The organism is Photobacterium sp. GB-1 (assembly GCF_003026165.1).
GTDB lineage: Bacteria > Pseudomonadota > Gammaproteobacteria > Enterobacterales > Vibrionaceae > Photobacterium.
On the sequence record NZ_PYOB01000001.1, the window covers coordinates 151,580 to 174,489 of the forward strand.

Annotated in this window: 21 protein-coding genes; 9 read left to right on the forward strand and 12 right to left on the reverse strand. The window is 40.2% G+C overall.

The window, feature by feature from the left end; all coding sequences use genetic code 11:
• The 4 genes from C9J45_RS00650 to C9J45_RS00665 are packed head-to-tail and all read left to right on the forward strand — an operon-like array spanning position 1 to position 3,661.
• Positions 1-963 carry an ABC transporter permease subunit gene (locus C9J45_RS00650; protein WP_107205706.1) on the forward strand — a complete coding sequence of 321 codons (963 nt, stop codon included), beginning with the start codon at positions 1-3 and terminating at the stop codon, positions 961-963.
• Positions 950-1,837 (forward strand): putrescine export ABC transporter permease SapC, encoded by an 888-nt coding sequence (sapC, locus tag C9J45_RS00655; protein WP_107205705.1) that lies wholly within the window; start codon positions 950-952, stop codon positions 1,835-1,837. Before C9J45_RS00650 ends, sapC begins: the two co-directional genes overlap by 14 nt.
• A gap of 1 nt (position 1,838) precedes the next feature.
• On the forward strand, positions 1,839-2,840 hold the full coding sequence (locus C9J45_RS00660) for an oligopeptide/dipeptide ABC transporter ATP-binding protein (RefSeq protein WP_107205704.1): 1,002 nt from the start codon (positions 1,839-1,841) through the stop codon (positions 2,838-2,840).
• Positions 2,837-3,661, forward strand: coding sequence for an ATP-binding cassette domain-containing protein (locus tag C9J45_RS00665; RefSeq protein ID WP_107205703.1), 825 nt, complete (start codon positions 2,837-2,839; stop codon positions 3,659-3,661). Before C9J45_RS00660 ends, C9J45_RS00665 begins: the two co-directional genes overlap by 4 nt.
• A gap of 62 nt (positions 3,662-3,723) precedes the next feature.
• Here C9J45_RS00665 and pyrF read toward each other — a convergent pair whose 3' ends face one another.
• The 7 genes from pyrF to aroA form a co-directional block, all read right to left on the reverse strand.
• Complete coding sequence (gene pyrF, locus C9J45_RS00670; RefSeq protein WP_107292026.1) at positions 3,724-4,434, reverse strand: orotidine-5'-phosphate decarboxylase; 711 nt, start codon at positions 4,432-4,434, stop codon at positions 3,724-3,726.
• 153 nt (positions 4,435-4,587) lie between these two features.
• Positions 4,588-5,757 (reverse strand): lipopolysaccharide assembly protein LapB, encoded by a 1,170-nt coding sequence (gene lapB, locus C9J45_RS00675; RefSeq protein WP_107205701.1) that lies wholly within the window; start codon positions 5,755-5,757, stop codon positions 4,588-4,590.
• A 6-nt stretch (positions 5,758-5,763) separates the two neighbouring features.
• Positions 5,764-6,048, reverse strand: a complete 285-nt coding sequence (locus C9J45_RS00680; protein WP_005366997.1) for a LapA family protein — start codon at positions 6,046-6,048, stop codon at positions 5,764-5,766.
• A 129-nt stretch (positions 6,049-6,177) separates the two neighbouring features.
• Positions 6,178-6,468 (reverse strand): integration host factor subunit beta, encoded by a 291-nt coding sequence (gene ihfB, locus C9J45_RS00685; RefSeq protein ID WP_008986714.1) that lies wholly within the window; start codon positions 6,466-6,468, stop codon positions 6,178-6,180.
• Positions 6,469-6,547: 79 nt separating this feature from the next.
• On the reverse strand, positions 6,548-8,218 hold the full coding sequence (gene rpsA, locus C9J45_RS00690) for a 30S ribosomal protein S1 (protein WP_005370867.1): 1,671 nt from the start codon (positions 8,216-8,218) through the stop codon (positions 6,548-6,550).
• 123 nt (positions 8,219-8,341) lie between these two features.
• A complete protein-coding gene (gene cmk, locus C9J45_RS00695; RefSeq protein ID WP_107205700.1) occupies positions 8,342-9,019 on the reverse strand; it encodes a (d)CMP kinase in 678 nt (225 codons plus the stop codon).
• A gap of 216 nt (positions 9,020-9,235) precedes the next feature.
• Positions 9,236-10,516, reverse strand: a complete 1,281-nt coding sequence (gene aroA / locus C9J45_RS00700) for a 3-phosphoshikimate 1-carboxyvinyltransferase (protein ID WP_107205927.1) — start codon at positions 10,514-10,516, stop codon at positions 9,236-9,238.
• 162 nt (positions 10,517-10,678) lie between these two features.
• Between aroA and C9J45_RS00705 the strand changes: the two genes are divergently transcribed.
• Positions 10,679-11,104 carry an NUDIX hydrolase gene (locus C9J45_RS00705; RefSeq protein ID WP_107292027.1) on the forward strand — a complete coding sequence of 142 codons (426 nt, stop codon included), beginning with the start codon at positions 10,679-10,681 and terminating at the stop codon, positions 11,102-11,104.
• A gap of 43 nt (positions 11,105-11,147) precedes the next feature.
• Here the strand turns inward: C9J45_RS00705 and C9J45_RS00710 are convergent, their stop codons facing one another.
• Positions 11,148-12,284 carry a DUF5666 domain-containing protein gene (locus C9J45_RS00710; RefSeq protein ID WP_107292028.1) on the reverse strand — a complete coding sequence of 379 codons (1,137 nt, stop codon included), beginning with the start codon at positions 12,282-12,284 and terminating at the stop codon, positions 11,148-11,150.
• A 91-nt stretch (positions 12,285-12,375) separates the two neighbouring features.
• Here C9J45_RS00710 and C9J45_RS00715 point away from each other — a divergent pair, with 91 nt between their 5' ends.
• The 3 genes from C9J45_RS00715 to C9J45_RS00725 are packed head-to-tail and all read left to right on the forward strand — an operon-like array spanning position 12,376 to position 14,801.
• Positions 12,376-13,047, forward strand: coding sequence for a response regulator transcription factor (locus tag C9J45_RS00715; RefSeq protein WP_005370856.1), 672 nt, complete (start codon positions 12,376-12,378; stop codon positions 13,045-13,047).
• A complete protein-coding gene (locus C9J45_RS00720; protein WP_107205696.1) occupies positions 13,016-14,266 on the forward strand; it encodes a HAMP domain-containing sensor histidine kinase in 1,251 nt (416 codons plus the stop codon). The genes C9J45_RS00715 and C9J45_RS00720 overlap by 32 nt, the downstream gene beginning before the upstream one ends.
• 10 nt (positions 14,267-14,276) lie before the next feature.
• Positions 14,277-14,801: a lipocalin family protein gene (locus tag C9J45_RS00725; RefSeq protein ID WP_107287023.1), complete on the forward strand. Its 525-nt coding sequence runs from the start codon at positions 14,277-14,279 to the stop codon at positions 14,799-14,801.
• A 31-nt stretch (positions 14,802-14,832) separates the two neighbouring features.
• Here C9J45_RS00725 and C9J45_RS00730 read toward each other — a convergent pair whose 3' ends face one another.
• The 4 genes from C9J45_RS00730 to C9J45_RS21520 all read right to left on the reverse strand — a co-directional run bounded on the left by C9J45_RS00730 (position 14,833) and on the right by C9J45_RS21520 (position 21,817).
• Positions 14,833-16,848, reverse strand: coding sequence for an EAL domain-containing protein (locus C9J45_RS00730; protein ID WP_107259490.1), 2,016 nt, complete (start codon positions 16,846-16,848; stop codon positions 14,833-14,835).
• Between the two features lie 193 nt (positions 16,849-17,041).
• Positions 17,042-18,124: a 3-phosphoserine/phosphohydroxythreonine transaminase gene (gene serC / locus C9J45_RS00735; RefSeq protein WP_107287025.1), complete on the reverse strand. Its 1,083-nt coding sequence runs from the start codon at positions 18,122-18,124 to the stop codon at positions 17,042-17,044.
• Between the two features lie 434 nt (positions 18,125-18,558).
• Positions 18,559-21,225: a DNA topoisomerase (ATP-hydrolyzing) subunit A gene (gene gyrA, locus C9J45_RS00740; protein ID WP_107205693.1), complete on the reverse strand. Its 2,667-nt coding sequence runs from the start codon at positions 21,223-21,225 to the stop codon at positions 18,559-18,561.
• 445 nt (positions 21,226-21,670) lie between these two features.
• On the reverse strand, positions 21,671-21,817 hold the full coding sequence (locus C9J45_RS21520) for a hypothetical protein (protein ID WP_158259261.1): 147 nt from the start codon (positions 21,815-21,817) through the stop codon (positions 21,671-21,673).
• Between the two features lie 171 nt (positions 21,818-21,988).
• Between C9J45_RS21520 and ubiG the strand changes: the two genes are divergently transcribed.
• Positions 21,989-22,699 (forward strand): bifunctional 2-polyprenyl-6-hydroxyphenol methylase/3-demethylubiquinol 3-O-methyltransferase UbiG, encoded by a 711-nt coding sequence (gene ubiG, locus C9J45_RS00745; RefSeq protein WP_107205692.1) that lies wholly within the window; start codon positions 21,989-21,991, stop codon positions 22,697-22,699.
• Positions 22,700-22,910 lie beyond the last annotated feature (211 nt).

Consider the following 22,910-nt stretch of genomic DNA (forward strand, 5'->3'; position numbering starts at 1 on the left):
ATGTTTATTTATACGATACGTCGCCTAAATTTGTTTGTAATTACGCTATTAATACTGACCATAATTGGTTTTAGTATTTTGCGTTTAGATACCCAATTACAGTGGGCGCATCAGAGCTTTTTTAGTGGTTGGATTTTATATTTAGAGAACTTACTTTCAGGTAATCTCGGTATCACTCCCAATGGTACACCTATTAGTAGCGAAATATTAACCGTATTTCCTGCAACGTTAGAGCTGTGCTTTTTTGCTTTTATACTCTCGTTAGTCGTTGGTATTCCGCTTGGCACTATCGCAGGCGTACATCGAGGACAACCCCTTGATACCATCATTTCCTCAATAACCTTACTGGGCTACTCCATCCCCCTATTTTGGTTAGCGATGTTATTAATTCTGTTGTTTTCGCTGAATTTAGGCTGGCTACCTGTTTCTGGTCGTTACAGTTTGTTATATCAATTTGATCATGTCACTGGCTTTGCTCTGATTGATATTTTGCTGTCAAATAAACCATACCGTATGGAAGCATTTCTTAACGCACTACAGCATTTAGTCTTGCCAACCATTGTATTAGCGATGGCACCTACAACGGAAGTGATACGTTTAACCCGTGCCTCAATTTCAGACGTAATGACGAAAAACTACATCAAAGTAGCCCAAACGAAAGGCTTATCTACCTTTGAAATCGTCCGCCGTCATGCGATGAAAAATGCCCTTCCCCCCATTATTCCTAAATTAGGGATGCAGTTTGCAGCAATGATGACCTTTGCCATGCTTACAGAATCTATTTTTAATTGGCCGGGTATTGGTCGTTGGTTACTTAATGCGATTGCAGATCAAAATTATGTTGCCATTCAAGCTGGTGTAATCACAGTAGGTAGTTTCATCTTATTGGCTAACATTTTATCTGATTTAGCTGGTGCTATGGTGAACCCATTAGTAAGGAAAGAATGGTATGCCATCAAATAGTGTTTACCAAGAAGAAACAATCCCAACCCAATGGGAGCGCGCTTGGCAAAACTTCAGGGAAAACTCACTGGCCATGTTTGGCCTATGGTGTTTACTGTTTTTGCTCATTGTCACCCTAACAGCACAATGGCTGGCTCCCTATTCGCCGATAAAACAAGTTGGTGAGCTGCTCATGCCACCATCATGGGACAACTCTGGTCATGTAAACTTTTTCTTTGGTACTGATGATTTAGGTCGTGATATTTTATCTCGCTTGATCATAGGTTCACAGCTAACCTTTGGCTATGCCTTATTAGTCGCCTTTGCATCCAGCGTTATTGGCTTGCTGATCGGTATTCTTGCCGGAATGAGCCAAGGCTTAAAATCGAGCTTTTTAAATCATATTTTAGATACCGTGTTATCTATCCCTTCGCTTTTATTGGCCATCATAGTGGTCGCCTATATGGGGCCGGGAGAAACACATATCTTACTCGCAATTTGGCTAGCTTTGATCCCTCGTTTTATTCGAGCGGTGTACACAGCCGTTCATACTGAAGTTGCTAAAGATTACGTTATTGCAGCACGATTAGATGGCGCTAATAATTTTTACCTCTTATGGAATTCAATCTTACCCAATATTTTATCAACCATCATTACTGAAATGACGCGCGCAATCTCTATTGCTATTTTAGATATTGCCGCATTAGGTTTCCTAGGGTTAGGCGCGCAAACACCACTACCAGAATGGGGCGCTATGTTAGGTGATTCTGTTGAACTCATTTACCTTGCACCATGGACAGTCACATTACCGGGTCTTGCCATTATGTTTAGTGTTCTAGTAATTAATTTAGTCGGTGATGGTCTTCGCCAAGCTCTTAATGCAGGGATTGATTAATATGCCATTACTCGATATACGCAACCTCACTATCGAAATCGACACACCACAAGGCATGGTGAAAGCGGTTGATAGAATGAGCATAACCATTAATGAAAGCGAAATTCGTGGTTTAGTGGGCGAATCAGGTTCAGGTAAAAGCCTTGTCGCGAAAGCGATTGCAGGCGTGTCTAAAGATAATTGGCGCGTCAGTGCCGATCGCATGCGCTTAGGTGATATTGACTTACTCACTCTATCTCATCGTGAGCGACGAAAAATTGTTGGCCGTGAAATGGCAATGATCTTCCAAGAACCATCAACCTGTCTTGATCCCTCTGAGACAGTTGGGGAACAATTGGAAGAAGCCATTCCCTCTTCATCATTTACTGGGCATTTTTGGCAGCGCTTTCACTGGCGTCAAAAACAAGCTATCGCACTTTTGCATAAAGTCGGTATCAAAGAGCACAAACGCGTAATGCGAAGTTACCCTTATGAATTAACCGATGGCGAATGTCAAAAAGTCATGATCGCAATGGCGATTGCAAACCGTCCACGATTATTGATTGCCGATGAGCCCACAAACGACTTAGACCCAATTACCCAAGCTCAAATTTTTCGCTTATTAAGCAGGATGAATCAATTAGGTAACACCACTATTTTATTAGTCAGCCATGATCTTACGACGGTTACCCAGTGGGCTGATAGAATTACGGTCATGTATTGTGGACAATCGGTTGAATCCGGCACCTCTAAGCAGTTATTAGAGTCACCGCATCACCCTTATACCGCTGCGTTAATGCGTGCTATGCCTGATTTTAGCTTAGAAAATATTAGCCATAAGACGAAACTAGAAACGTTACCGGGATCTATTCCTCCACTTCAGCACTTACCGATTGGTTGTCGATTAGGCCCTCGTTGTCCTCATGCCCAGCGTAAATGTGTAGAAGTGCCAAAACGTAGAAAAATTAAAAACCATAAGTTTAGCTGTCACTTCCCGCTAAACATGGAGGAAGACAGTAAATGAGTTCGTTATTGGAAGTAGAAAATCTAAAGAAAGATTACCACTATCGTTCAAGTCTTTTCCGTAGACGCACAATTGAAGCCGTGAAACCGGTCTCTTTTCATCTTGAAGCAGGTGAAACAATTGCGCTGCTGGGTGAAAATGGGTCAGGTAAATCAACCTTAGCAAAAATGCTATCAGGTGTTGTCGAACCAACCAGTGGCATTATTCGCGTAAATGGTGACACCTTATCAAGCGGTGATTACCAAACGCGCTGTAAGCTGATCCGAATGATTTTCCAAGATCCGAATACGTCGCTTAATCCTCGTATTCAAATTGGTCGTATTCTGGAAGGCCCATTAAAACGTAATACCAATATGACGCCCCAAGCGCGTGAAAAACGTATTATGGATACACTAAAACGAGTTGGCTTACTTCCTGAACATGCCTATTTCTATCCACAAATGCTGGCTACCGGTCAAAAACAGCGTGTTTCATTAGCTCGTGCTCTCATTCTTCAGCCCTGTATTATCGTTGCTGATGAAGCACTAAACGGGCTTGATATGTCCATGCGTTCTCAGATGATAAACCTGTTATTAGAACTGCAAGAAGAAATGGGATTGTCCTATATCTATGTGTCGCAGCACATGGGGGTGATAAAACACTTCAGTGACAAAGTAATGGTGATGCAAGATGGTGAAGTGGTAGAGAAAGGCCGTACCGCGAATGTATTTAACAATCCCAAACATCCATTAACGCAAAAATTATTAGATAGTCACTTTAGCTCACCAAAGAAAGATAAAAGCACACGAATTAATAACTCAACACCCAAAATAAGTACATAACGCAAAATATAAAAATGAAAAAGCCCGCATAAGAGCGGGCTTCTTCATTTATATCGCGGATGCTACACAAGCGATTTGTTTATCTGTGCCAAGACTCTTGCAGGATCTTCTGCTTGTGTTATTGGGCGCCCTATAACGAGATAATCAGAACCAGCAGAAATTGCCTCTACGGGTGTCATGATTCGACGCTGATCGCCTACATCACTCCCCGCAGGGCGAATACCTGGTGTTACTAGCTTAAAACCCTGACCTAGACTTTGTTTCAACGTATGAGCTTCATGGGCTGAACAAACCACACCATCTAAACCACTATTCTTTGCCAGTGATGCAAGGTTAAGTACTTGCTGATGAGGCTCGCAGTTAATACCAATACCTGCTAAGTCTGATGCTTCCATACTGGTTAGCACCGTTACACCAATCAATAGCGGGCGGTCTTTACCATACGGCTCTAAAATTTCACGTGAAGCTGTCATCATACGCTCGCCACCACTCGCATGAACGTTAACCATCCATACACCAAGTTCTGCTGCCGCTTTTACCGCCTTTGAACAGGTATTTGGAATATCGTGAAATTTAAGGTCTAAAAATACAGAATGACCCCGATCATGCAGTTGACGCACGAAATCAGGACCAAAAAAAGTGAACATCTCTTTACCGACTTTTAATCGGCAACTTCCCGGCTCAATACGATCGACGAAAGCGAGTGCCTCATTCTGATTATCATAATCAAGGGCTACGATTACTTTAGGGTCTATTACTTTAGCGTCTAGCATTGAGTCTCCTGTGATATCTCATTTTTTCCTACTGCAGCAATCCAGCCGCACGCAAATTCTACATCAAACGCAAACGTTTACGAATAAAATTCACGCTTTATTAGGCATAAAAAAACCAGATCACAATGTCTGGTTTCTTTATTTTTTAATGCATTATTCGCCATCTAATCCACGAATTGGCTTAACTTGTCCCCAATTCTTACAAGATGGACATTGCCAATACAATGAGTGGGTAGCAAAACCACACTGGCGACAACGATAACGCGGTTTAATTTTTAATTGCTCACCAACAAGATGACGTAAGCTGGTTAAACTTTCTTTCGCACGGCCTTCTTCCGCTTCATCTAAATGGTAATCCATTAGCTGGTAAAAGCCTCTCATAGTCGGGTTCTTTTGTAGCTGACGAGTCATGAATGCTTGAGCAGACACAGCCCCTTCATTTTTCGCAATTTCGTCTGCTAACATCAGTTCTGCAGATGCCCCCGCTTTGGCTTCTACACATTGCTGTAGATATTTCAGCCAGCCCGATTCATTATGTAATGCATCGTAACATTCTAATAATAAAGGTAAAGCTTCACCAATAAATTCAGCATCTTGCTCTAGAACACGTTCAAGCGTTTTGGCTGCCTGCTTAAAATCTTTATCTTTAATCTGAATCTTAGCCATAGTGATCGAGGCTCGGACACACTGCTTATCTGCTGAGAGCGCCTTTTTCAAACATTGAATCGCTTTATCCTGATTTTGCGCACTCATTTCAAGCATGGCAAGTTCACACCAATAGTGTGCAATATCATGCTTTAATTTTGTTTTACCTAATTTAACGAGTTGAGAAGCCATATCTATCGCATTTTCCCACTCTCGTGTTTGCTGATAGATAGACAATAACTGTTGTAGCGCAGGTTTTTTATATTCAGGTTCATCCAACAATTGTTCAAAGATACGTTCAGCACGATCTAAAAAACCCGCAACCATATAATCTTTTGCTAACTGCTGAAGCGCCAAATTACGTTGCTCTATCGTCAAGTTAGGACGAGCAATCAAGTTTTGGTGAATACGAATAGCACGATCGACCTCCCCTCGGCTTCGGAATAAGTTACCCAAAGCAAGGTGAGTATCGATAGTTTCGCTATCAACTTGAAGCAGCTCAATAAACAGATCGACGGCTTTATCTGATTGATCAGATAACAGCAAATTAAGACCTGTTACATATTGACGAGATAAGCGGTGAGACTGCTCTTGTCGATTGTTACTTGCGCTCCTGTTACCCATATACCAGCCATAAGCTGCCGCAATAGGTAATAGTAGGAACAACAGTTCAAGCATTAATACTTATTCCTTTACAGGCTGTGCGCGTAGAGAATCTAGTTCTTGTTGCTGTTTTGTCACTTTCTTCGCTAAGCGGTTTTTAGCAAAACGTGCTTTTAGATATAGCGTGCCACAGATTAACCAGCCAATGATAAAGCCAGAACCAAATGCAATACCTAATAGCGTTGATAATTGGAATTCGCCTTGAGCAACTAAATAGTCAAAGTTTACTAAAATTTGGTTTTGCGCACCGAGAGCCAGTGTTATTAAGAATGCAGCAACTAAAACAATAATACCCAAAATTTTCATCGTGAATCCTCTCACTAAATCAACAATATGATAGATTGATTATGCAGTAATTTTACTCATCAGACCATGATCAAAAGACATAAAAAAACGGCATACTGAGAGTATGCCGTTTTTTTGTTCTATTCGCGGTTAAGCAGCAATTGATGCATTAACACGGTCACGTAATTCTTTACCTGGCTTGAAGTGAGGAACGTATTTACCGTCCAACTCAACTTTATCACCAGTTTTAGGGTTACGACCTACGCGAGGAGCACGGTAATGCAATGAGAAGCTACCAAAGCCACGGATCTCAATGCGATCGCCTTCAGCAAGCGTGTTCGCCATATTTTCAAGGATATCCTTGATTGCATCTTCCACTTGTTTAGCTGAAAGATGTGTTTGTTGACTACATAGTCTTTCAATTAACTCAGACTTTGTCATAAACACTCCGTTTTAGTAAGTTTCTCAATAGTATAGCCGTTTAGAGGGAAAAAGCTAAGCCTATTCCCTCTATGCTCAATTATTCGCCTTTAGCAGCTTTGAAAGCGTCAGCCATAGCATTACCGAACGCAGCATCATCTTGCTTGTTCAGAGTAGCCATTGCTTCTTGCTCTTCAGCAACGTCTTTAGCACGTACAGATAGGTTGATTACGCGGTTCTTACGATCAACGCCTGTGAATTTAGCTTCAACAGAATCGCCAACAGAAAGAACTAGAGTTGCGTCTTCAACACGGTCTACAGATGCTTCAGAAGCGCGTAGGTAACCTTCGATGCCTTCGCCTAGCTCAACAGTTGCGCCTTTAGCGTCAACAGCAGTAACTTTACCAGTTACTAGAGCACCTTTCTTAGTATCAGCAACGAAAGAGTTGAATGGGTCTTCTTCGATTTGCTTAACACCTAGAGAGATACGCTCACGCTCAGCGTCTACTGCTAGAACTACTGCAGAGATTTCGTCGCCTTTCTTGAAGTCACGAACTGCGTCTTCACCAGAAACATTCCAAGAAATGTCAGATAGGTGAACTAGACCGTCGATGCCGCCTTCAAGACCGATGAAGATACCGAAATCAGTGATAGACTTGATCTTACCAGTAACTTTGTCGCCCTTAGCTTGCATTTCTGCAAATGACTGCCATGGGTTAGCTTTACACTGCTTAAGACCTAGAGAGATACGACGACGCTCTTCGTCGATATCAAGAACCATAACTTCAACTTCGTCGCCCACGTTAACAACTTTAGATGGGTGGATGTTTTTGTTAGTCCAATCCATTTCAGAAACGTGTACTAGACCTTCAACGCCTTCTTCGATTTCAACGAAGCAGCCGTAGTCAGTTAGGTTAGTTACGCGGCCAGTAAGCTTAGTGCTTTCTGGGTAACGCTTAGCGATTGCAACCCATGGATCTTCGCCAAGTTGCTTAAGACCTAGTGATACGCGAGTACGCTCACGGTCAAACTTAAGAACTTTAACGTTGATTTCATCGCCAACATTAACGATTTCAGAAGGGTGCTTAACACGCTTCCAAGCCATGTCAGTGATGTGTAGAAGACCGTCAACACCGCCAAGATCAACGAATGCGCCGTAGTCAGTAAGGTTCTTAACGATACCTTTAACTTCCATACCTTCTTGTAGAGAAGCAAGTAGTTCATCACGCTCAACGCTGTTCTCAGATTCGATAACTGCGCGACGAGAAACAACAACGTTGTTACGCTTCTGGTCTAGCTTGATTACTTTGAACTCAAGTTCTTTGTTTTCTAGGTGAGCAGTGTCACGAACTGGACGTACGTCTACTAGTGAACCTGGTAGGAACGCACGGATGCCGTTAAGTTCAACTGTGAAGCCGCCCTTAACTTTACCGTTGATGATACCAACAACTGTTTCAGCATCTTCGTAAGCTTTTTCAAGCTGGATCCAAGCTTCGTGGCGCTTAGCTTTCTCACGAGAAAGTTTAGTTTCACCGAAACCGTCTTCGATCGCGTCAAGAGCAACGTCTACCTGAGCACCAACTTCGATTTCTAGTTCGCCAGCAGCGTTCTTGAATTCTTCAGCAGGAATAGATGACTCAGATTTTAGACCAGCGTCAACTAGTACGTAACCGTTTTCGATAGCTACTACAGTACCTTTAACGATTGCACCTGGGCGAGTTTCAACTTGGTTTAGCGACTCTTCAAAGAGTTGAGCAAAAGATTCAGTCATTTAATTAATCTTCAATATGATAAACAACCATGGGTATCCTACCGCATGGGGTTGATAATAAAGTCAGTTATCATCCATGACACTGACGTTATTTAGCTGTTCACACAACTAAATATGGATTCGTTATTTTAGCTTAGCATCAACATATGCTAAGACTTTCTCAAGTACCTGTTCAATCGATAATTCGGTTGAATCCAGTACTAGTGCGTCATCAGCAGGACGTAAAGGCGCTACAGCACGATTGCGATCGCGGTAGTCTCGTTCCTGAATTTCGCTTAAAAGGCTGGCAAAGTTAACATCTAAGCCTTTTTTTTGCAACTGATTCATACGTCGAGTTGCGCGTTCTTCTGCACTTGCATCAAGAAAGATTTTTACTTCTGCGCCTTGAAAAACAACGGTTCCCATATCGCGACCATCTGCCACAAGGCCTGGTTGCTCATTAAAGGCGCGTTGACGACGTAGTAATGCTTCTCGAACGCGAGGTAAAGCAGCCACTTTTGATGCTGTATTACCTACTTCTTCAGTGCGAAGCGTGCCAGAAACATCTTCACCTTCAAGAATAACCTTAACCAACTCACCTTCTGCAATAAACTGAACATCTAAGTGCGCAGCAAGAGGAACTAAAGCGTCTTCTGATTCGATATCAACACCATGATGAATAGCCGCTAATGCTAAAACACGGTAAATTGCACCAGAATCTAATAAATTCCAGCCCAGTTTTTCTGCTAATAGCATACATAGCGTCCCCTTTCCGGCGCCGCTTGGACCATCAACAGTGATGACTGGAGCATGAGTAGACATAGGTTTTCTCCGATGTAGTTTCCGTAACAGATGAAAGACAGAACCAAAGGTTTCTCTGTACCTTCAAACGGTGGCACATTATACGGAAAAAAAATCTCAATTTATAGTGTAATGTCCTAACCTTATGTTTCTTTTTACGCCAATAAAAAAGCCTGATGCAAGAAGATCAGGCTTGTAAAAATGTAATCTCAGTTATCAGAAAAATTTATTACAGTCTTAACAACTCAATCCCTTTAATTTATCAAAATAGTCAGGGAATGTTTTTGAGGTACACTTTGGATCATTAATCGTCACTGGTGTATCGCTCAATGCCACCAGCGAGAAACACATCGCCATTCTATGGTCATCATAAGTATCAATCGCCGCATGCTGTAAGATGGTTGGTGGCACGATAGTGATATAATCCTCACCCTCTTCGACTTCTGCGCCAACTTTACGAAGCTCTGTCGCCATTGCAGCTAAACGATCAGTCTCTTTTACACGCCAGTTATAAACATTACGAATCGATGTTGTACCTTTGGCAAACAATGCAGTTGTTGCAATAGTCATTGCCGCATCAGGAATATGGTTAAAATCCATATCTACTGCGCTTAATTCTCCACAACGAGCAATAACATAATCATCGCCCCACTCGATATCCGCCCCCATCGCAGCAAGCGCATCTGCAAATTGAATATCACCCTGAATACTCTTTTTACCAATACCAGTGACTTTTACTTCGCCACCTTTAATCGCAGCAGCCGCTAAGAAATATGAGGCTGAAGATGCATCGCCTTCAACAAGTAATTCACCAGGTGAAACATAGGTTTGATTACCTCGAACAACGAACTCTTGATAATTACGGTTTTCAACTTCAACACCAAACTGCGCCATAATATGTAGCGTAATATCAATGTAAGGTTTTGATACCAAATCACCCTTAATGCGTATAACAGTGTCTGCTTGTGCTAAAGGTGCAGCCATTAAGAAAGCGGTCAAAAACTGGCTTGAAATAGAGCCATCAATCTCAACCTCGCCACCTTTTAAACCAGTACCCATAATCTTTAGTGGTGGATAGTTTTCATTTTCGAGATAAGTAATGTCCGCGCCAGCACTACGCAACGCGTCAACAAGATGACCAATAGGACGCTCTTTCATTCGCGGCTCACCCGTTAGTACAAATTCACCGCCGCCTAAACACAATGCAGCTGCAAGCGGACGCATCGCTGTACCCGCATTGCCTAAATATAATTCAAGGGGCTCATTAGGTGAAAATGCGCGGCCCAAGCCTTCAACTTCACAAACTGTTTTATCTTCAGATAATTGGTAATTCACACCTAACTGCTTTAATCCGTTAAGCATATGGCGAATATCATCACTATCTAATAAATTAGTGAGGCGTGTAGTACCTGTTGCTAACGCTGCCAATAATAGGGCGCGATTCGAAACACTCTTTGAGCCCGGTAAATTTACTTCACCATTGATCTTAGCTATCGGCTGTAACGTTATACTTTCCATTTGATTATTCATCCAATCCTAATTCTTTAACCTTTAAGAAGATTAACGAATATTGCATCAGTTAGCTAGTACCCGTTCCTTGCTCACTATAACAATCACGATATTTGATTTATTATTTGGTAAAATCAATAGGATGCAACAGCGGATTAAAGGACAGTAGTAATGACGACAACTCCTATGGTCGGGATCGGTATCATCATTGTAAATGAGCAAAACCAGATTTTGATAGGAAAACGAAAAAACAGTCACGCTCCCTACTATTCCATTCCAGGCGGTCATATGGAGGTTGGTGAAACATTTCGTCAATGCGCGATTCGTGAAGTTAAAGAAGAAACAAATTTAACGATTTATGATCCCGAGGTTATAGCTGTAACTAACAACCTAGAAACTTATGATGAATGTGGAAAGCATTATATTAGTGTTACTTTGTTAGCAACATCATTTACAGGTGAAGTCCAACTAAAAGAACCTGATAAATGTGAGCATTGGTTATGGGTCGATCCTCATCATGTTCCATCACCACAATTTGATGCTAGCGAACAAGCTATTCGCTGCTATTTAGAAAATCGATTTTGTGTCAGTGAATAAACTAAAAGCACCCTTAGGTGCTCTTAGTTATTAAAATGGCTAATTAGTCATCTTCACGCTCAATTTCACGTGCAACTTTCTTACCGTTAATAATGACACCTTCAACCTCAACGTATTGTCCATGTAACGTCTCTAATGTTAAAAAGTCTTCAAACTCGGTATAAGCATCAACATAGAATGTTTCACCAGCCATCCTAAAATGCTCATCCCCTACTGAGGTTACATAGCCTTCACGATCAAATTCACGCCAGTTGCCTGTTTCACCGCCAAAGCCACGTTCAAATTCAATCTCTTTAGCAACACCATTAAACGCTGTAACTTCAACCAGTTCGCCTGCAGCTAAATGTGCTTTAGTTCCGTCTTCAAAGCGCGTTAGTGCATTAACAATAAAGCGCCCACGCGCATTTAATTCAAATTGAGATTTATCACTATTTACCCAAGTGACAATACCTTCAATTTCATGATCGTTATCAAAGTCATCATACGTTTCTACTTCCACTTCACTTGCATGAAACTCATCATTAATCATTTGGCCTTTAACTTCGACCCACTGACCATTCATCAATTTGGCATTATCTTCGATGACGTAAGGGGTAAAGAAAACTTTTGTAGTAGCGCCTAGTTTAAAGGTTTGCGTGTTTTGATCTAAACCGCTCAAACGACCTTCAATTTCATATTGACCCGCAACATCTTCTTGTTCGATTTTTACAACCGACAATACTTTATATCCAAGACCATCCGCAGTGGCTTGTGGCAGTGAAGACACCATAACCCAATCATGTAATTCAATGTGGCGATCTAATGCAAAAGATAACGTCACACCATTCACTACAAATGTTTTACGATCTGCACTAATTGTTGTGACTACACCCACCATTGTCGGCTCAACAGAAACAACAGCACCGCTTCTGGATAACATTGAAACTTCAACCATCATATCAGGTTTAAGGCTAGTGATAGGTAGCACTTGAGAGCCATACTTAACTTGCTCTACCTTGTAACTATGACCATTCACATTAATAGTGTTGTAATCATAGTCCACACTCTTAATAGTACCTTGTGCTGCTGTAGGCTTAATATCAACAACAGGTGGTGGAGTCGGTTTACTCTCATCACTACCACCGCCGCCGCAACCAGAAAGAGCAACACCAATCACTACCGCTAAGAGCAATTTTTTCATCAACTAACCTTTATAATTATGAATGTTGTTTTATTGAAAACTATATTAATATTACCTCTGTGAAATATTCGTGAAAAACATAAGGCCAAACGTGAAAATACTCATTGCTGATGATAATGACCAAATCGTTGAAACAATCTCTGACTATCTAGAGCTTGAAGGCAATATTGTTGACTGTGCTTACCACGGTGAAAGTGCGCTTAAATTAATTAAAGATAATTATTATGACGTGATTATCATGGATATCATGATGCCTAAATTGGATGGTATTTCGACCGTTGCTAAAATTCGGAATGAGCTTTTTTGCGGCGCGCCAATTCTTTTCCTTACGGCGAAAGATACACTCGACGATAAAATCGCAGCCTTTAAAGCCGGTGGCGATGATTACCTTCTAAAGCCATTTGCGATGGAAGAGCTGTCTCTTCGAATAAAGGCACTCGCTAATCGTGGTCAGCGTAAAGATATTGGATTGCTAAGCTATGCAGATATTCAAATAAACAACCAAACAGATGAAGTACGTAGAGAAAACCACATAATAAAATTAAATCGTACTCAACTAAAGATATTAAAATTATTGGTTCAACATGCACCTAATGTTGTCACTAGACAGCAAATAATAGAAACCATTTGGGGAGAAGAATCGCCCTGTAGTGATGCATTACGAAGTCATATTTATGGTTTACGCAACGCCATTGACAAAGGTTTTTCTGAATCACGATTAGAGACAATTCATGGACAAGGCTACCGTATCAAAGCTGCATAAATATCCAAGTCTTTACCAAAAAGTTGGACTTAGCGTCAGTGTCATGGCATTCAGTATGTTCGTGCTCTTTTGGATCGTCATTTATATTGCAGAAAATCGATTAGAAGTAATTAGTCTTCATCACTGGTTAGATAAGGAATCTTCCCAGTACCAAATTGATTATAAGAAAATGGGCGAAAAAGCCCCTCTTCCCAACAATAGTGAATTTAAAAGTTATTGGAGCCAAAATTCGTTACCCGATTGGCTTAAACCATACCGTAGACCCGGATTTTATGAACACCTCCGCGGTACTGAAGATAAACACTTTATTGTCTTTAAACACCCATCAGGAAAAGGCTTGATGTATGTTGTGTACCAAGATGATGCTGATGATTACTTAGATGAGTTTGAAAATAGCTTACACTACTTCACTTTTATTTTCGGCGTATTGTTATCACTATTAATGGGCGGATATAGTTTTTATTTTATTCGTTCGCTATCGCATCCATTTGAACAAATTAAACATAAGATCGGTCAAATGCAGCCAGATCATACTGAGTTTACTATTGATACCCAATACAATGAAACACGCGCAATTGAACAAGCGTTATTAGATAGTAAACGTGAGATCTCACACTATTTTCAGCGAGAGCAAGAATTCAGCCGGTTTGCATCGCATGAGTTACGTACGCCTATTATGATTATTCAGGGCTCGGCAGAGCTGCTTGATAAGGTTCCTAATCAACCCATGATTGCAAAAAAGGCGATCAACCGTTTACACCAAGCCAGTGAGGATATGAAAATTCTCACAGAAACTTTTTTGTTATTAGGAAAGCAGCATATAGAGCCGCAACATTTTGTCGTTTGTGATATAGAAGACGAATTAAGTAAGCAGCTTACGGTTATGAAACCTTTATTTGCTAAACAAGATACCAATTATCAGCTGACGCTTTCATGTAACACCCCGATCAGTGCACCACTCAGTTTCATCACCATTATTATTAATAATCTAATAAAAAATGCATTTAGTTATAGCGTTGGTGACATTATTATTAAGTTAAACAAAAATACGCTAATGATTACTAACCGTCATGATGGTAATGAGATCTATAATCAAGGCTATGGGTGTGGTTTAGTTATTGTGCAACGGATCTGTGAAAGGATGAATTGGCCTTACCATATAACCAATGACAATGTCAGCTTTACCGTTAGCGTCATATTTTTACCGCCAAATAATTAAGGAATAATTAATGGCAAAATATATCAAATCGCTAAGTTTTATCATGTTAATCGCAACCATGTTTGGATGCACAACAGGTAAACCCAACAATATTGAAGCAGTAACACCTTTTGTGCTTAATAAATACTTGGGAACGTGGCATGAAATAGCAAGAATGGATCATAGCTTTGAGCGTGATTTAGACTATGTCACTGCAACTTACAGTATGAATGAAGATGGCAGTGTAAAAGTCGTTAATCGTGGTTTTAACACTCAGTTAAAAGAATGGAAAGAAGCCATTGGTAAAGCCAAATTTGTAGAAGATGATAATGTTGGCTACCTTAAAGTCTCTTTCTTTGGCCCTTTTTATGGCAGCTATATTATTTTTTATTTAGAGCCAGACTATTCAACCGCGCTGATCAGCAGTTATAACCACGATTACTTCTGGTTATTATCTCGTCACAAGCAAATAAGCCCACAGCAATTAGAACGTTATATCAACATTGCTAAAAAAGCAGGTTTCGATACAGATAAGCTGATATATCCAAAACAATAAACAAAAAGCCACATAATGCTGTGGCTTTTTGTTAAATCCGGATCTTACTGTTAGCCCAAACCTGTGCCTCATCTAATGGCATAGGTTTCGCAAAATAATAGCCTTGGCAAATATCGATACCACACTGTTCAACAAACTGTTTTTCTTGTTCCGTCTCAATGCCTTCTGCAACCAGAACACAGCCCGTTACTTCACTGATCTTAGCTAACAATTGGTAAAGGTTCTTTTCTCGCTCATTTTGCGTATTCAATAACAACGATCTATCAAGTTTTACCTTATCGAAGTTAAATTTAAGTAAATGCGGGAACGACGCGTAACCCGAGCCAAAGTCATCGATAGCAACAGTGATCCCTAATGCTTGCAGTGCATCTATATTTTTAGAAATCTGCTTATCTTCAGTGATAATAGCTTCTTCTGTGATCTCAACTTCTAAATTTTCTGGGTCAATATTATAAAAGCGTAAGCGCTCCATGATCAGATGAATAATTGCAGGATCAGCAATACTCTCAGCTGAAATATTCACCGATACTTTACAGCCATTAGCTAGAGGCATACTTTGCATATCATTTAAAACGAGATCGATAACCATCTGATCCAATTGTTTAATTGCACCAAGCTGATAAAAATCATTAATAAAGATTGGCGGATTTAGTTTACCCGTTTTATCTTTATAACGAACTAGCGCCTCAAAAGATAATTTCGTAGCATTAGTTACGTTTACCTGTGGCTGATAATGCATCAAAAACTCACCGTTATTAAGCATATGATTAACCCGACGGCTTATATCATGCTTACTCACATAACTACCCATCATTTGGTTTATATCACCTAAGAAGGTTTTAAATGTTGAGCTTTCTAATTCTGACTGTCGGCTCATCGTCATGTTATTTTGACGACTTCGCCCAACATAATTCAAATAAAACGGACGATAAATCATCACGCCAAGTGTTATCACCACAAACTGTAGAACAACGCCACCAATACTATTTTGGGTCGCAATATAGCCACTTAACAATGGCGGTGTCATCCAGTCAACAATCGTACCAACATGATTTACCAAGCCTAATGATATCGCGCTATAAACCACAACAAAACTAGCTAACGGTACACACACAAAAGGCACAATTAATATTGGATTAAATATAATAGGCAAACCAAACAGTAATAACTCATTAATATTAAAGATCACTAATGGTATCGCAGATATTGCTAACGTGATGTGGCGACGATCTTTTGAAAACAATAAAATACATAGCAAAAGGCTGATCGTGTTTCCAGAGCCCCCCATTGATAAAAATGCATCATAAAAACCTTGCCCTAAGACATTTAACGGTGCATCTCCAGCTTGCCATGCTGCAATGTTTAATTGTGTGTTTTCAAAAAGTTGCTGCTTTGCGCGAAATAAAAAGTTATGCCCATTAATACCAACAGCACCCAATAACCCCAAGATAAATTGGTATGCAAGACCGCCTAAAAAAGTTAATGGATTTAACGTTATAAATTGGCTCGCACCTGTACTAAAAGCGAGGAAACTTTCCATTAACTTTGCGAGTGCAAGTGTCATCAATAGAAAAGCAAAAAAGTGAGCCACTTGTATATAAAGTGTTTTCACAAAATCTAAACGAGACGGATCAAGTGGAAATAAACGAAACGACACGCAACAGATTGCTGAAATAATAGCCGTCAGTAACGCAATCAGAGGATTATTAGGTAATCCTGTATTTGCCGCAACAAGATCATTAGGCACCGAAATCGCAATGTACATAAGCAATGAATACGGCACAACAACCATAGCATTGACACCATGTTTCGTTGAAATGTAATAGCTTGTGATAATACACAACGTAATAGGATAAATACCTATTAGTAAATCTGAGAAATAGAAAAACGTACTCGCAGCTTGTGTTAATCCTGCAATATTTAAGGAGTGACCAACAAATATGGTTATTGCGTTACAAATCGTTAATGGCAATAACAATAAAAAGACAATCGATATATCTTTAATATAGTTGTTGTAATATGACTTAATTGACGCCATTTTCCACATAACGATAAAAGCTATTCTAGGGGGGATAATCGCGCGATTATATATATGAAATGCTTTTCATCAATAATAAAACTGTTAAGAATAGTAACAGAAATTAGCGTCTCTATTTATATCATTACACTACTATTTTTAAACATTATCAAAATAAAAAAAGCCATAATATCGACTACTATGGCTTTAATTTTATTTGATTTTACGCGTATTCTTTTTCAAATTTAGCCATAAAATCAACTAATGCTTGAACACCTTCTAATGGCATCGCATTGTAGATTGATGCACGCATCCCCCCCACTGCACGATGTCCTTTCAATGCTTTTAAACCAGCCAAATCTGCTTGCTCTAAAAATAAGTTATCCAACTCAGCATTTTGTAATTGAAACGGCACATTCATAATTGAACGATTATCACTGTGTACTTCGTTGATATAAAAGTCAGAGTGATCAACAAAGTCATACAGTAATTTAGCTTTCGCGAGATTACGCTCTTCCATCGCTTCTACCCCACCAACAGCTTTTAGCCATTTAAAGACTTCAGCAGCTAAGTACCATGCAAATGTTGGGGGTGTATTAAACATTGACTCTTTTTCTACCAAAACCGTGTAATCAAGAATACTTGGTAGAATAGATTTAGCTTTACCAAGCAAATCATCACGTACAATAACAATCGTTAAGCCAGCAGGGCCAATGTTCTTTTGCGCACCGGCGTAAATTACACCGTATTTTGATACATCAATCTTACGCGATAAAATTGTTGATGACATATCAGCCACAATGGGTTTATCCGTCTGAGGTAAATCACGGATTTCAATGCCATCAATCGTTTCATTTGGACAAAAATGCACAAATGCCGCATCGTCAGAGAGTGGCCATTGTGAAGCTGGTAGTACTGCCTTTTTTCCGTCTTTTTCACAGGTAATATCAATCGCATTTGGCTGGCAATATTTCTTTGCTTCTTCAATCGCACTGTGCGCCCAGAAGCCACCATCCATATAATCAGCGGTTTCTGCATCACCCAATAAATTTAACGGTACAGCGGCAAACTGTCCACGTGCACCACCATGGCAGAACAGCACATGGTAGTTAGCAGGAATATTCAAAAGATCGCGTAAATCTTGTTCTGATTGTGCAGCAACAGCAAGAAATTCTTTACTACGGTGGCTGACTTCCATCACAGAAGTACCTAAACCATTCCAGTTAATCAATTCTTGTTGAGCTTTAGCGAGAACATCTGCGGGGATCATTGCGGGTCCTGCGCAAAAGTTATAAACCTTATCCATAATTTTGACTTTGCTCCTGCTTGGGGAAATAAAATAAATGCCTATTGCTTCATAAAGCTAATAACACCAAACACATAACGTTTTTAGCATTATAAAACAACATAAGAGAAAACATTGCCACGACAGCAAATGTCAATCCTTTGTTTTTACACCTTTATTAAGCAACTTAAAAGTTTTTATTATAAATTGCTAGCTTGATGAATAAACAAAGTACAAAAAGCCTACCAACAAAAAAATGATGCGCAGATGAATATTTGGAATAATTGAATTTTCCTGAAATATTTCGAATACGACAACGTAGATTTATTCAAAAACTCACGTATTGAGCGTTTTAATAACTATATTGATACATTCTTAATAAAAGCAAAATACGAGATAAAAAAATGGCGACTACTCTAGGAGTAATCGCCATCTCATCAACAAGTTAAGATAACTTATTCTTGTTCAGTTGAATCATCAGAGCTGGTATCAGTTGCTGGCAGCTGCTGTGCATTTTCTACAGCTTCGCCTTCAACTAATTCCGCATCTTCAATTAATTCTTCTTCTGGTTCATCAATACGTTGAAGGCCAACAACTTTCTCGCCTTCAGAAGTACGAATAAGCGTTACACCTTGAGTGTTACGACCAACACGACTTACTTCAGAAACACGAGTACGAACTAGCGTACCAGCGTTAGTGATCATCATGAATTCATCGCCGTCTTCTGCTTGAATAGCACCAACAACGCTACCATTACGCTCAGAGACTTTAATCGATACAACACCTTGCGTTGCACGGCTCTTCGCTGGGTATTCAGCCAGTTCTGTACGCTTACCGTAACCGTTTTCAGTTACTGTTAGTACATCACCATCGTTATGAGGAACGATAAGTGAAATCACTTTATCGCCTTCAGCAAGCTTGATACCACGAACACCTGCGGCAGTACGGCCCATACCTCGAACACCGCCTTTCGCGTTGCCTTCAGCATCAATCACAGGACTTTCGTAGAAGCGAACAACTTTACCAAATGCAGAGAACAGCATGATATCGCAGTCACCGTCAGTAACATCAACACCGATCAATGAGTCACCTTCACGTAGATTAACGGCAATAATACCGGCACTACGAGGACGACTAAAGTCAGTTAATGGTGTCTTCTTCACTGTACCATCAGCGGTTGCCATGAAGACAAACTTGTCCTCTGTGTATTCACGTACAGGAAGAATCGCGGTAATACGCTCATTTTCTTCAAGAGGTAAAATGTTCACAATTGGCTTACCACGTGCAGTACGGCTTGCTAATGGTAATTGATATACCTTCAGCCAGTACATACGGCCACGACTAGAGAAACATAAAATCGTATCGTGAGTATTAGCAACTAACAGACGCTCAATGAAGTCTTCTTCCTTCATACGCGTTGCAGCTTTACCTTTACCACCACGACGCTGTGCTTCATAGTCGCTTAAAACTTGATACTTAACGTAACCTTCATGAGATAGCGTTACAACAACATCTTCTTGAGTGATTAAATCTTCTAAATCGATGTCGTGGCTAGCAGCAGTGATCTCAGTACGACGTTCATCGTTAAACTGCTCTTTAACTAGCTCTAGCTCTTCACGGATCACTTCCATCAAGCGCTCAGAGCTTGACAGGATGTACATTAGTTCCGCGATTTCATCAAGCAGTGCTTTGTACTCTTCTAAAATCTTCTCGTGCTCAAGCCCTGTTAGCTTGTGCAGACGAAGATCAAGAATCGCTTGTGCTTGCTGTTCAGTTAAGTAGTACTGATTATCACGAATACCGAATTGCTCTTCCAGCCACTCAGGACGTGCAGCATCTGTACCAGCACGCTCAAGCATTGCTGCTACATTACCAAGATCCCAGCCACGTGCAATTAAACCAGCTTTCGCTTCTGCAGGTGTTGGTGCACGGCGGATAAGCTCAATAATTTCATCAATGTTAGCCAAAGCAAGAGCAAGACCTTCAAGGATGTGTGCACGATCACGCGCTTTACGCAATTCGTAAATAGTACGACGTGTTACCACCTCACGGCGGTGATTCACGAAGCACTTCAGCATTTCTTTTAAGTTAAAGATTTTTGGCTGACCGTTATCCAGTGCAACCATGTTGATGCCGAATGTGGTTTGTAGCTGAGTTTGTGCATAAAGGTTGTTAAGTACAACTTCACCCACAGCATCACGCTTACATTCAATAACAATACGCATACCATCTTTATCAGATTCGTCACGTAGTGCACTAATGCCTTCAACTTTCTTATCTTTAACAAGCTCTGCAATCTTTTCGATTAAGCGAGCCTTGTTAACTTGGTACGGAATTTCGTGAACAACAATGGTTTCTTTACCATTCTTCTCAACTTCAATCTCCGCTTTGGCACGCATGTAAACTTTACCGCGGCCAGTATGATAAGCGTCAATAATTCCTTTACGACCGCTGATCATTGCAGCTGTCGGGAAATCTGGGCCTGGAATGTATTCCATTAGCTGATCAATGGTGATGTCTTCATCATTGATATAAGCTAAACAGCCATTGATCACTTCACCTAGATTATGCGGCGGAATATTTGTTGCCATACCGACAGCAATACCAGAAGAGCCATTCACCAATAGGTTAGGGATCTTTGTTGGTAATACTGCAGGGATTTGCTCTGTACCATCGTAGTTTGGTACATAATCCACAGTTTCTTTATCTAGATCAGCAAGTAGTTCATGTGCGATTTTAGACATACGAACTTCGGTATAACGCATCGCAGCGGCTGAATCGCCGTCGATTGAACCAAAGTTACCCTGACCATCTACGAGCATGTAACGCAACGAGAATGGTTGGGCCATACGTACAATTGTATCGTACACAGCACTATCACCATGTGGGTGATATTTACCGATAACATCACCTACCACACGGGCAGATTTTTTATATGCTTTATTCCAGTCATTGCCTAGTACATTCATCGCGAATAAAACGCGGCGGTGTACTGGCTTAAGGCCATCACGCACATCAGGAAGAGCACGACCAACGATTACTGACATCGCATAGTCGAGGTAAGAGCTTTTCAGCTCATCTTCAATATTTATGGGCGTGATCTCTTTTGCAAGATCGCTCATGGAGCCAATATCCCTCAGGTAATTTCTGTCGTATTTTTATACGTGCAAGGCGTAAGAATATAGCATATTACAGCCCTAATAGGCACACCTTTCACGACTTATGTTGTGAGTAATTTAGCGGAAATGAAATAAAACAGAAATAAACGATGTCACAATTGTGAATTGAATATATGCACCTGTTTATAAATTACACACTATTGGAAGAACAACTCAAATCATAATGTAACTATTTTAACTTACCGAATATGTAACGATTTGTAAAAACTAGAGTGATAACTTAATTTTTTACTGTATGCGTTGCAATTGATTAATGAATCATAAGATTGAGAGTTGTCGCAACTTTTATGCCCCCAATACCCACTAAAATAGTGTGGTTACTAAGCCAATATACACAATATACAATAGATAGGCAGATTTTAGGTCAAAAATCTTATTATACGCCTACTTAATGGATGTATGAGGATACGCTGATGGGTACAGCAATAAATATAATTGGACTATCAATAGTCATTGGAAAATACATATTAATGGCAATACTCGCGACACTCACTTTTCTTGGTGGCTCTGTGAGCCCAGAGCTTATTCCTGCCACCTTAACCTCCTTTAATGATTAGTTTTGCTATCAATACATAATCAAATAGCCAAACACATCTCGTTTGGCTATTTCTTTTCTGAATCAATCACCCTTTATTTTACCGCTTTGCAACCATTCAATTATTTCGCATAATGCACAGTATCAATTAAGGAAAATGGCATCAATGTAATGAGCAAACCACTAAATGTTGATCCAGCAGAGATCAGTAAATTTGAAGATATGGCCTCTCGCTGGTGGGATCTAGAAGGTGAATTTAAACCTCTCCATCAAATTAATCCCCTTCGTCTAAATTACGTTATTGATCACGCTAATGGCCTCTTTGGCAAAAAGGTACTCGATGTCGGTTGTGGCGGTGGTATCTTAGCTGAAAGTATGGCAATTGAAGGTGCTGAAGTAACTGGTCTCGATATGGGCAAAGAACCATTAACTGTTGCTCGTTTACATGCATTAGAGACAGGGACAAAGTTAGACTACATTCAAGCAACAGCAGAAGAGCATGCTGATGAGCGTCATGGATATTATGATGTTATTACATGCATGGAAATGCTAGAGCATGTTCCTGATCCAGCATCAATAATTGCAGCCTGTGCGAGAATGGTTAAGCCGGGCGGCCACGTTTTCTTTTCAACCTTAAACCGTAATCTCAAATCTTACCTTTTTGCTATTGTTGGTGCTGAGCATGTGATGCGTATCGTTCCCAAGGGAACACATGATCATAATAAGTTCATTCGCCCTTCTGAATTAATAGCAATGATTGATAAAACAGAATTAGAAGAGCGTCATATTATCGGTTTACATTATAATCCTCTAACAAATGCTTATAGTTTAGGCTCCAATGTTGATGTGAACTATATTGTTCACACCCAAAAGCAAAGCTAACCTACATAAATGACGCTTTTAGCTTCAACATTGCGTATTCAATGTTGAAGCTCCGCTCTTGTTATTCCACCTTATGCATTTCAACTCTTCTATCAATAAACATCTCAATAACATTAGACCAATAAACTGTGTACATAGTCACTCAAAAATATCTTGTCATATCAAGGGTTACTTAGTATTTGTTGATATCACTCACAACAATTTTTGAACT

Bases quoted from the DNA above. Each gene is read 5' to 3' on its own strand.
- C9J45_RS00650 (WP_107205706.1), top strand. From the start codon at position 1: ATGTTTATTTATACGATACGTCGCCTAAATTTGTTTGTAATTACGCTA.
- sapC (WP_107205705.1), top strand. From the start codon at position 950: ATGCCATCAAATAGTGTTTACCAAGAAGAAACAATCCCAACCCAATGG.
- C9J45_RS00660 (WP_107205704.1), top strand. From the start codon at position 1,839: ATGCCATTACTCGATATACGCAACCTCACTATCGAAATCGACACACCA.
- C9J45_RS00665 (WP_107205703.1), top strand. From the start codon at position 2,837: ATGAGTTCGTTATTGGAAGTAGAAAATCTAAAGAAAGATTACCACTAT.
- pyrF (WP_107292026.1), bottom strand. From the start codon at position 4,434: ATGCTAGACGCTAAAGTAATAGACCCTAAAGTAATCGTAGCCCTTGAT.
- lapB (WP_107205701.1), bottom strand. From the start codon at position 5,757: ATGCTTGAACTGTTGTTCCTACTATTACCTATTGCGGCAGCTTATGGC.
- C9J45_RS00680 (WP_005366997.1), bottom strand. From the start codon at position 6,048: ATGAAAATTTTGGGTATTATTGTTTTAGTTGCTGCATTCTTAATAACA.
- ihfB (WP_008986714.1), bottom strand. From the start codon at position 6,468: ATGACAAAGTCTGAGTTAATTGAAAGACTATGTAGTCAACAAACACAT.
- rpsA (WP_005370867.1), bottom strand. From the start codon at position 8,218: ATGACTGAATCTTTTGCTCAACTCTTTGAAGAGTCGCTAAACCAAGTT.
- cmk (WP_107205700.1), bottom strand. From the start codon at position 9,019: ATGTCTACTCATGCTCCAGTCATCACTGTTGATGGTCCAAGCGGCGCC.
- aroA (WP_107205927.1), bottom strand. From the start codon at position 10,516: ATGGAAAGTATAACGTTACAGCCGATAGCTAAGATCAATGGTGAAGTA.
- C9J45_RS00705 (WP_107292027.1), top strand. From the start codon at position 10,679: ATGACGACAACTCCTATGGTCGGGATCGGTATCATCATTGTAAATGAG.
- C9J45_RS00710 (WP_107292028.1), bottom strand. From the start codon at position 12,284: ATGAAAAAATTGCTCTTAGCGGTAGTGATTGGTGTTGCTCTTTCTGGT.
- C9J45_RS00720 (WP_107205696.1), top strand. From the start codon at position 13,016: ATGGACAAGGCTACCGTATCAAAGCTGCATAAATATCCAAGTCTTTAC.
- C9J45_RS00725 (WP_107287023.1), top strand. From the start codon at position 14,277: ATGGCAAAATATATCAAATCGCTAAGTTTTATCATGTTAATCGCAACC.
- C9J45_RS00730 (WP_107259490.1), bottom strand. From the start codon at position 16,848: ATGTGGAAAATGGCGTCAATTAAGTCATATTACAACAACTATATTAAA.
- serC (WP_107287025.1), bottom strand. From the start codon at position 18,124: ATGGATAAGGTTTATAACTTTTGCGCAGGACCCGCAATGATCCCCGCA.
- gyrA (WP_107205693.1), bottom strand. From the start codon at position 21,225: ATGAGCGATCTTGCAAAAGAGATCACGCCCATAAATATTGAAGATGAG.
- ubiG (WP_107205692.1), top strand. From the start codon at position 21,989: ATGAGCAAACCACTAAATGTTGATCCAGCAGAGATCAGTAAATTTGAA.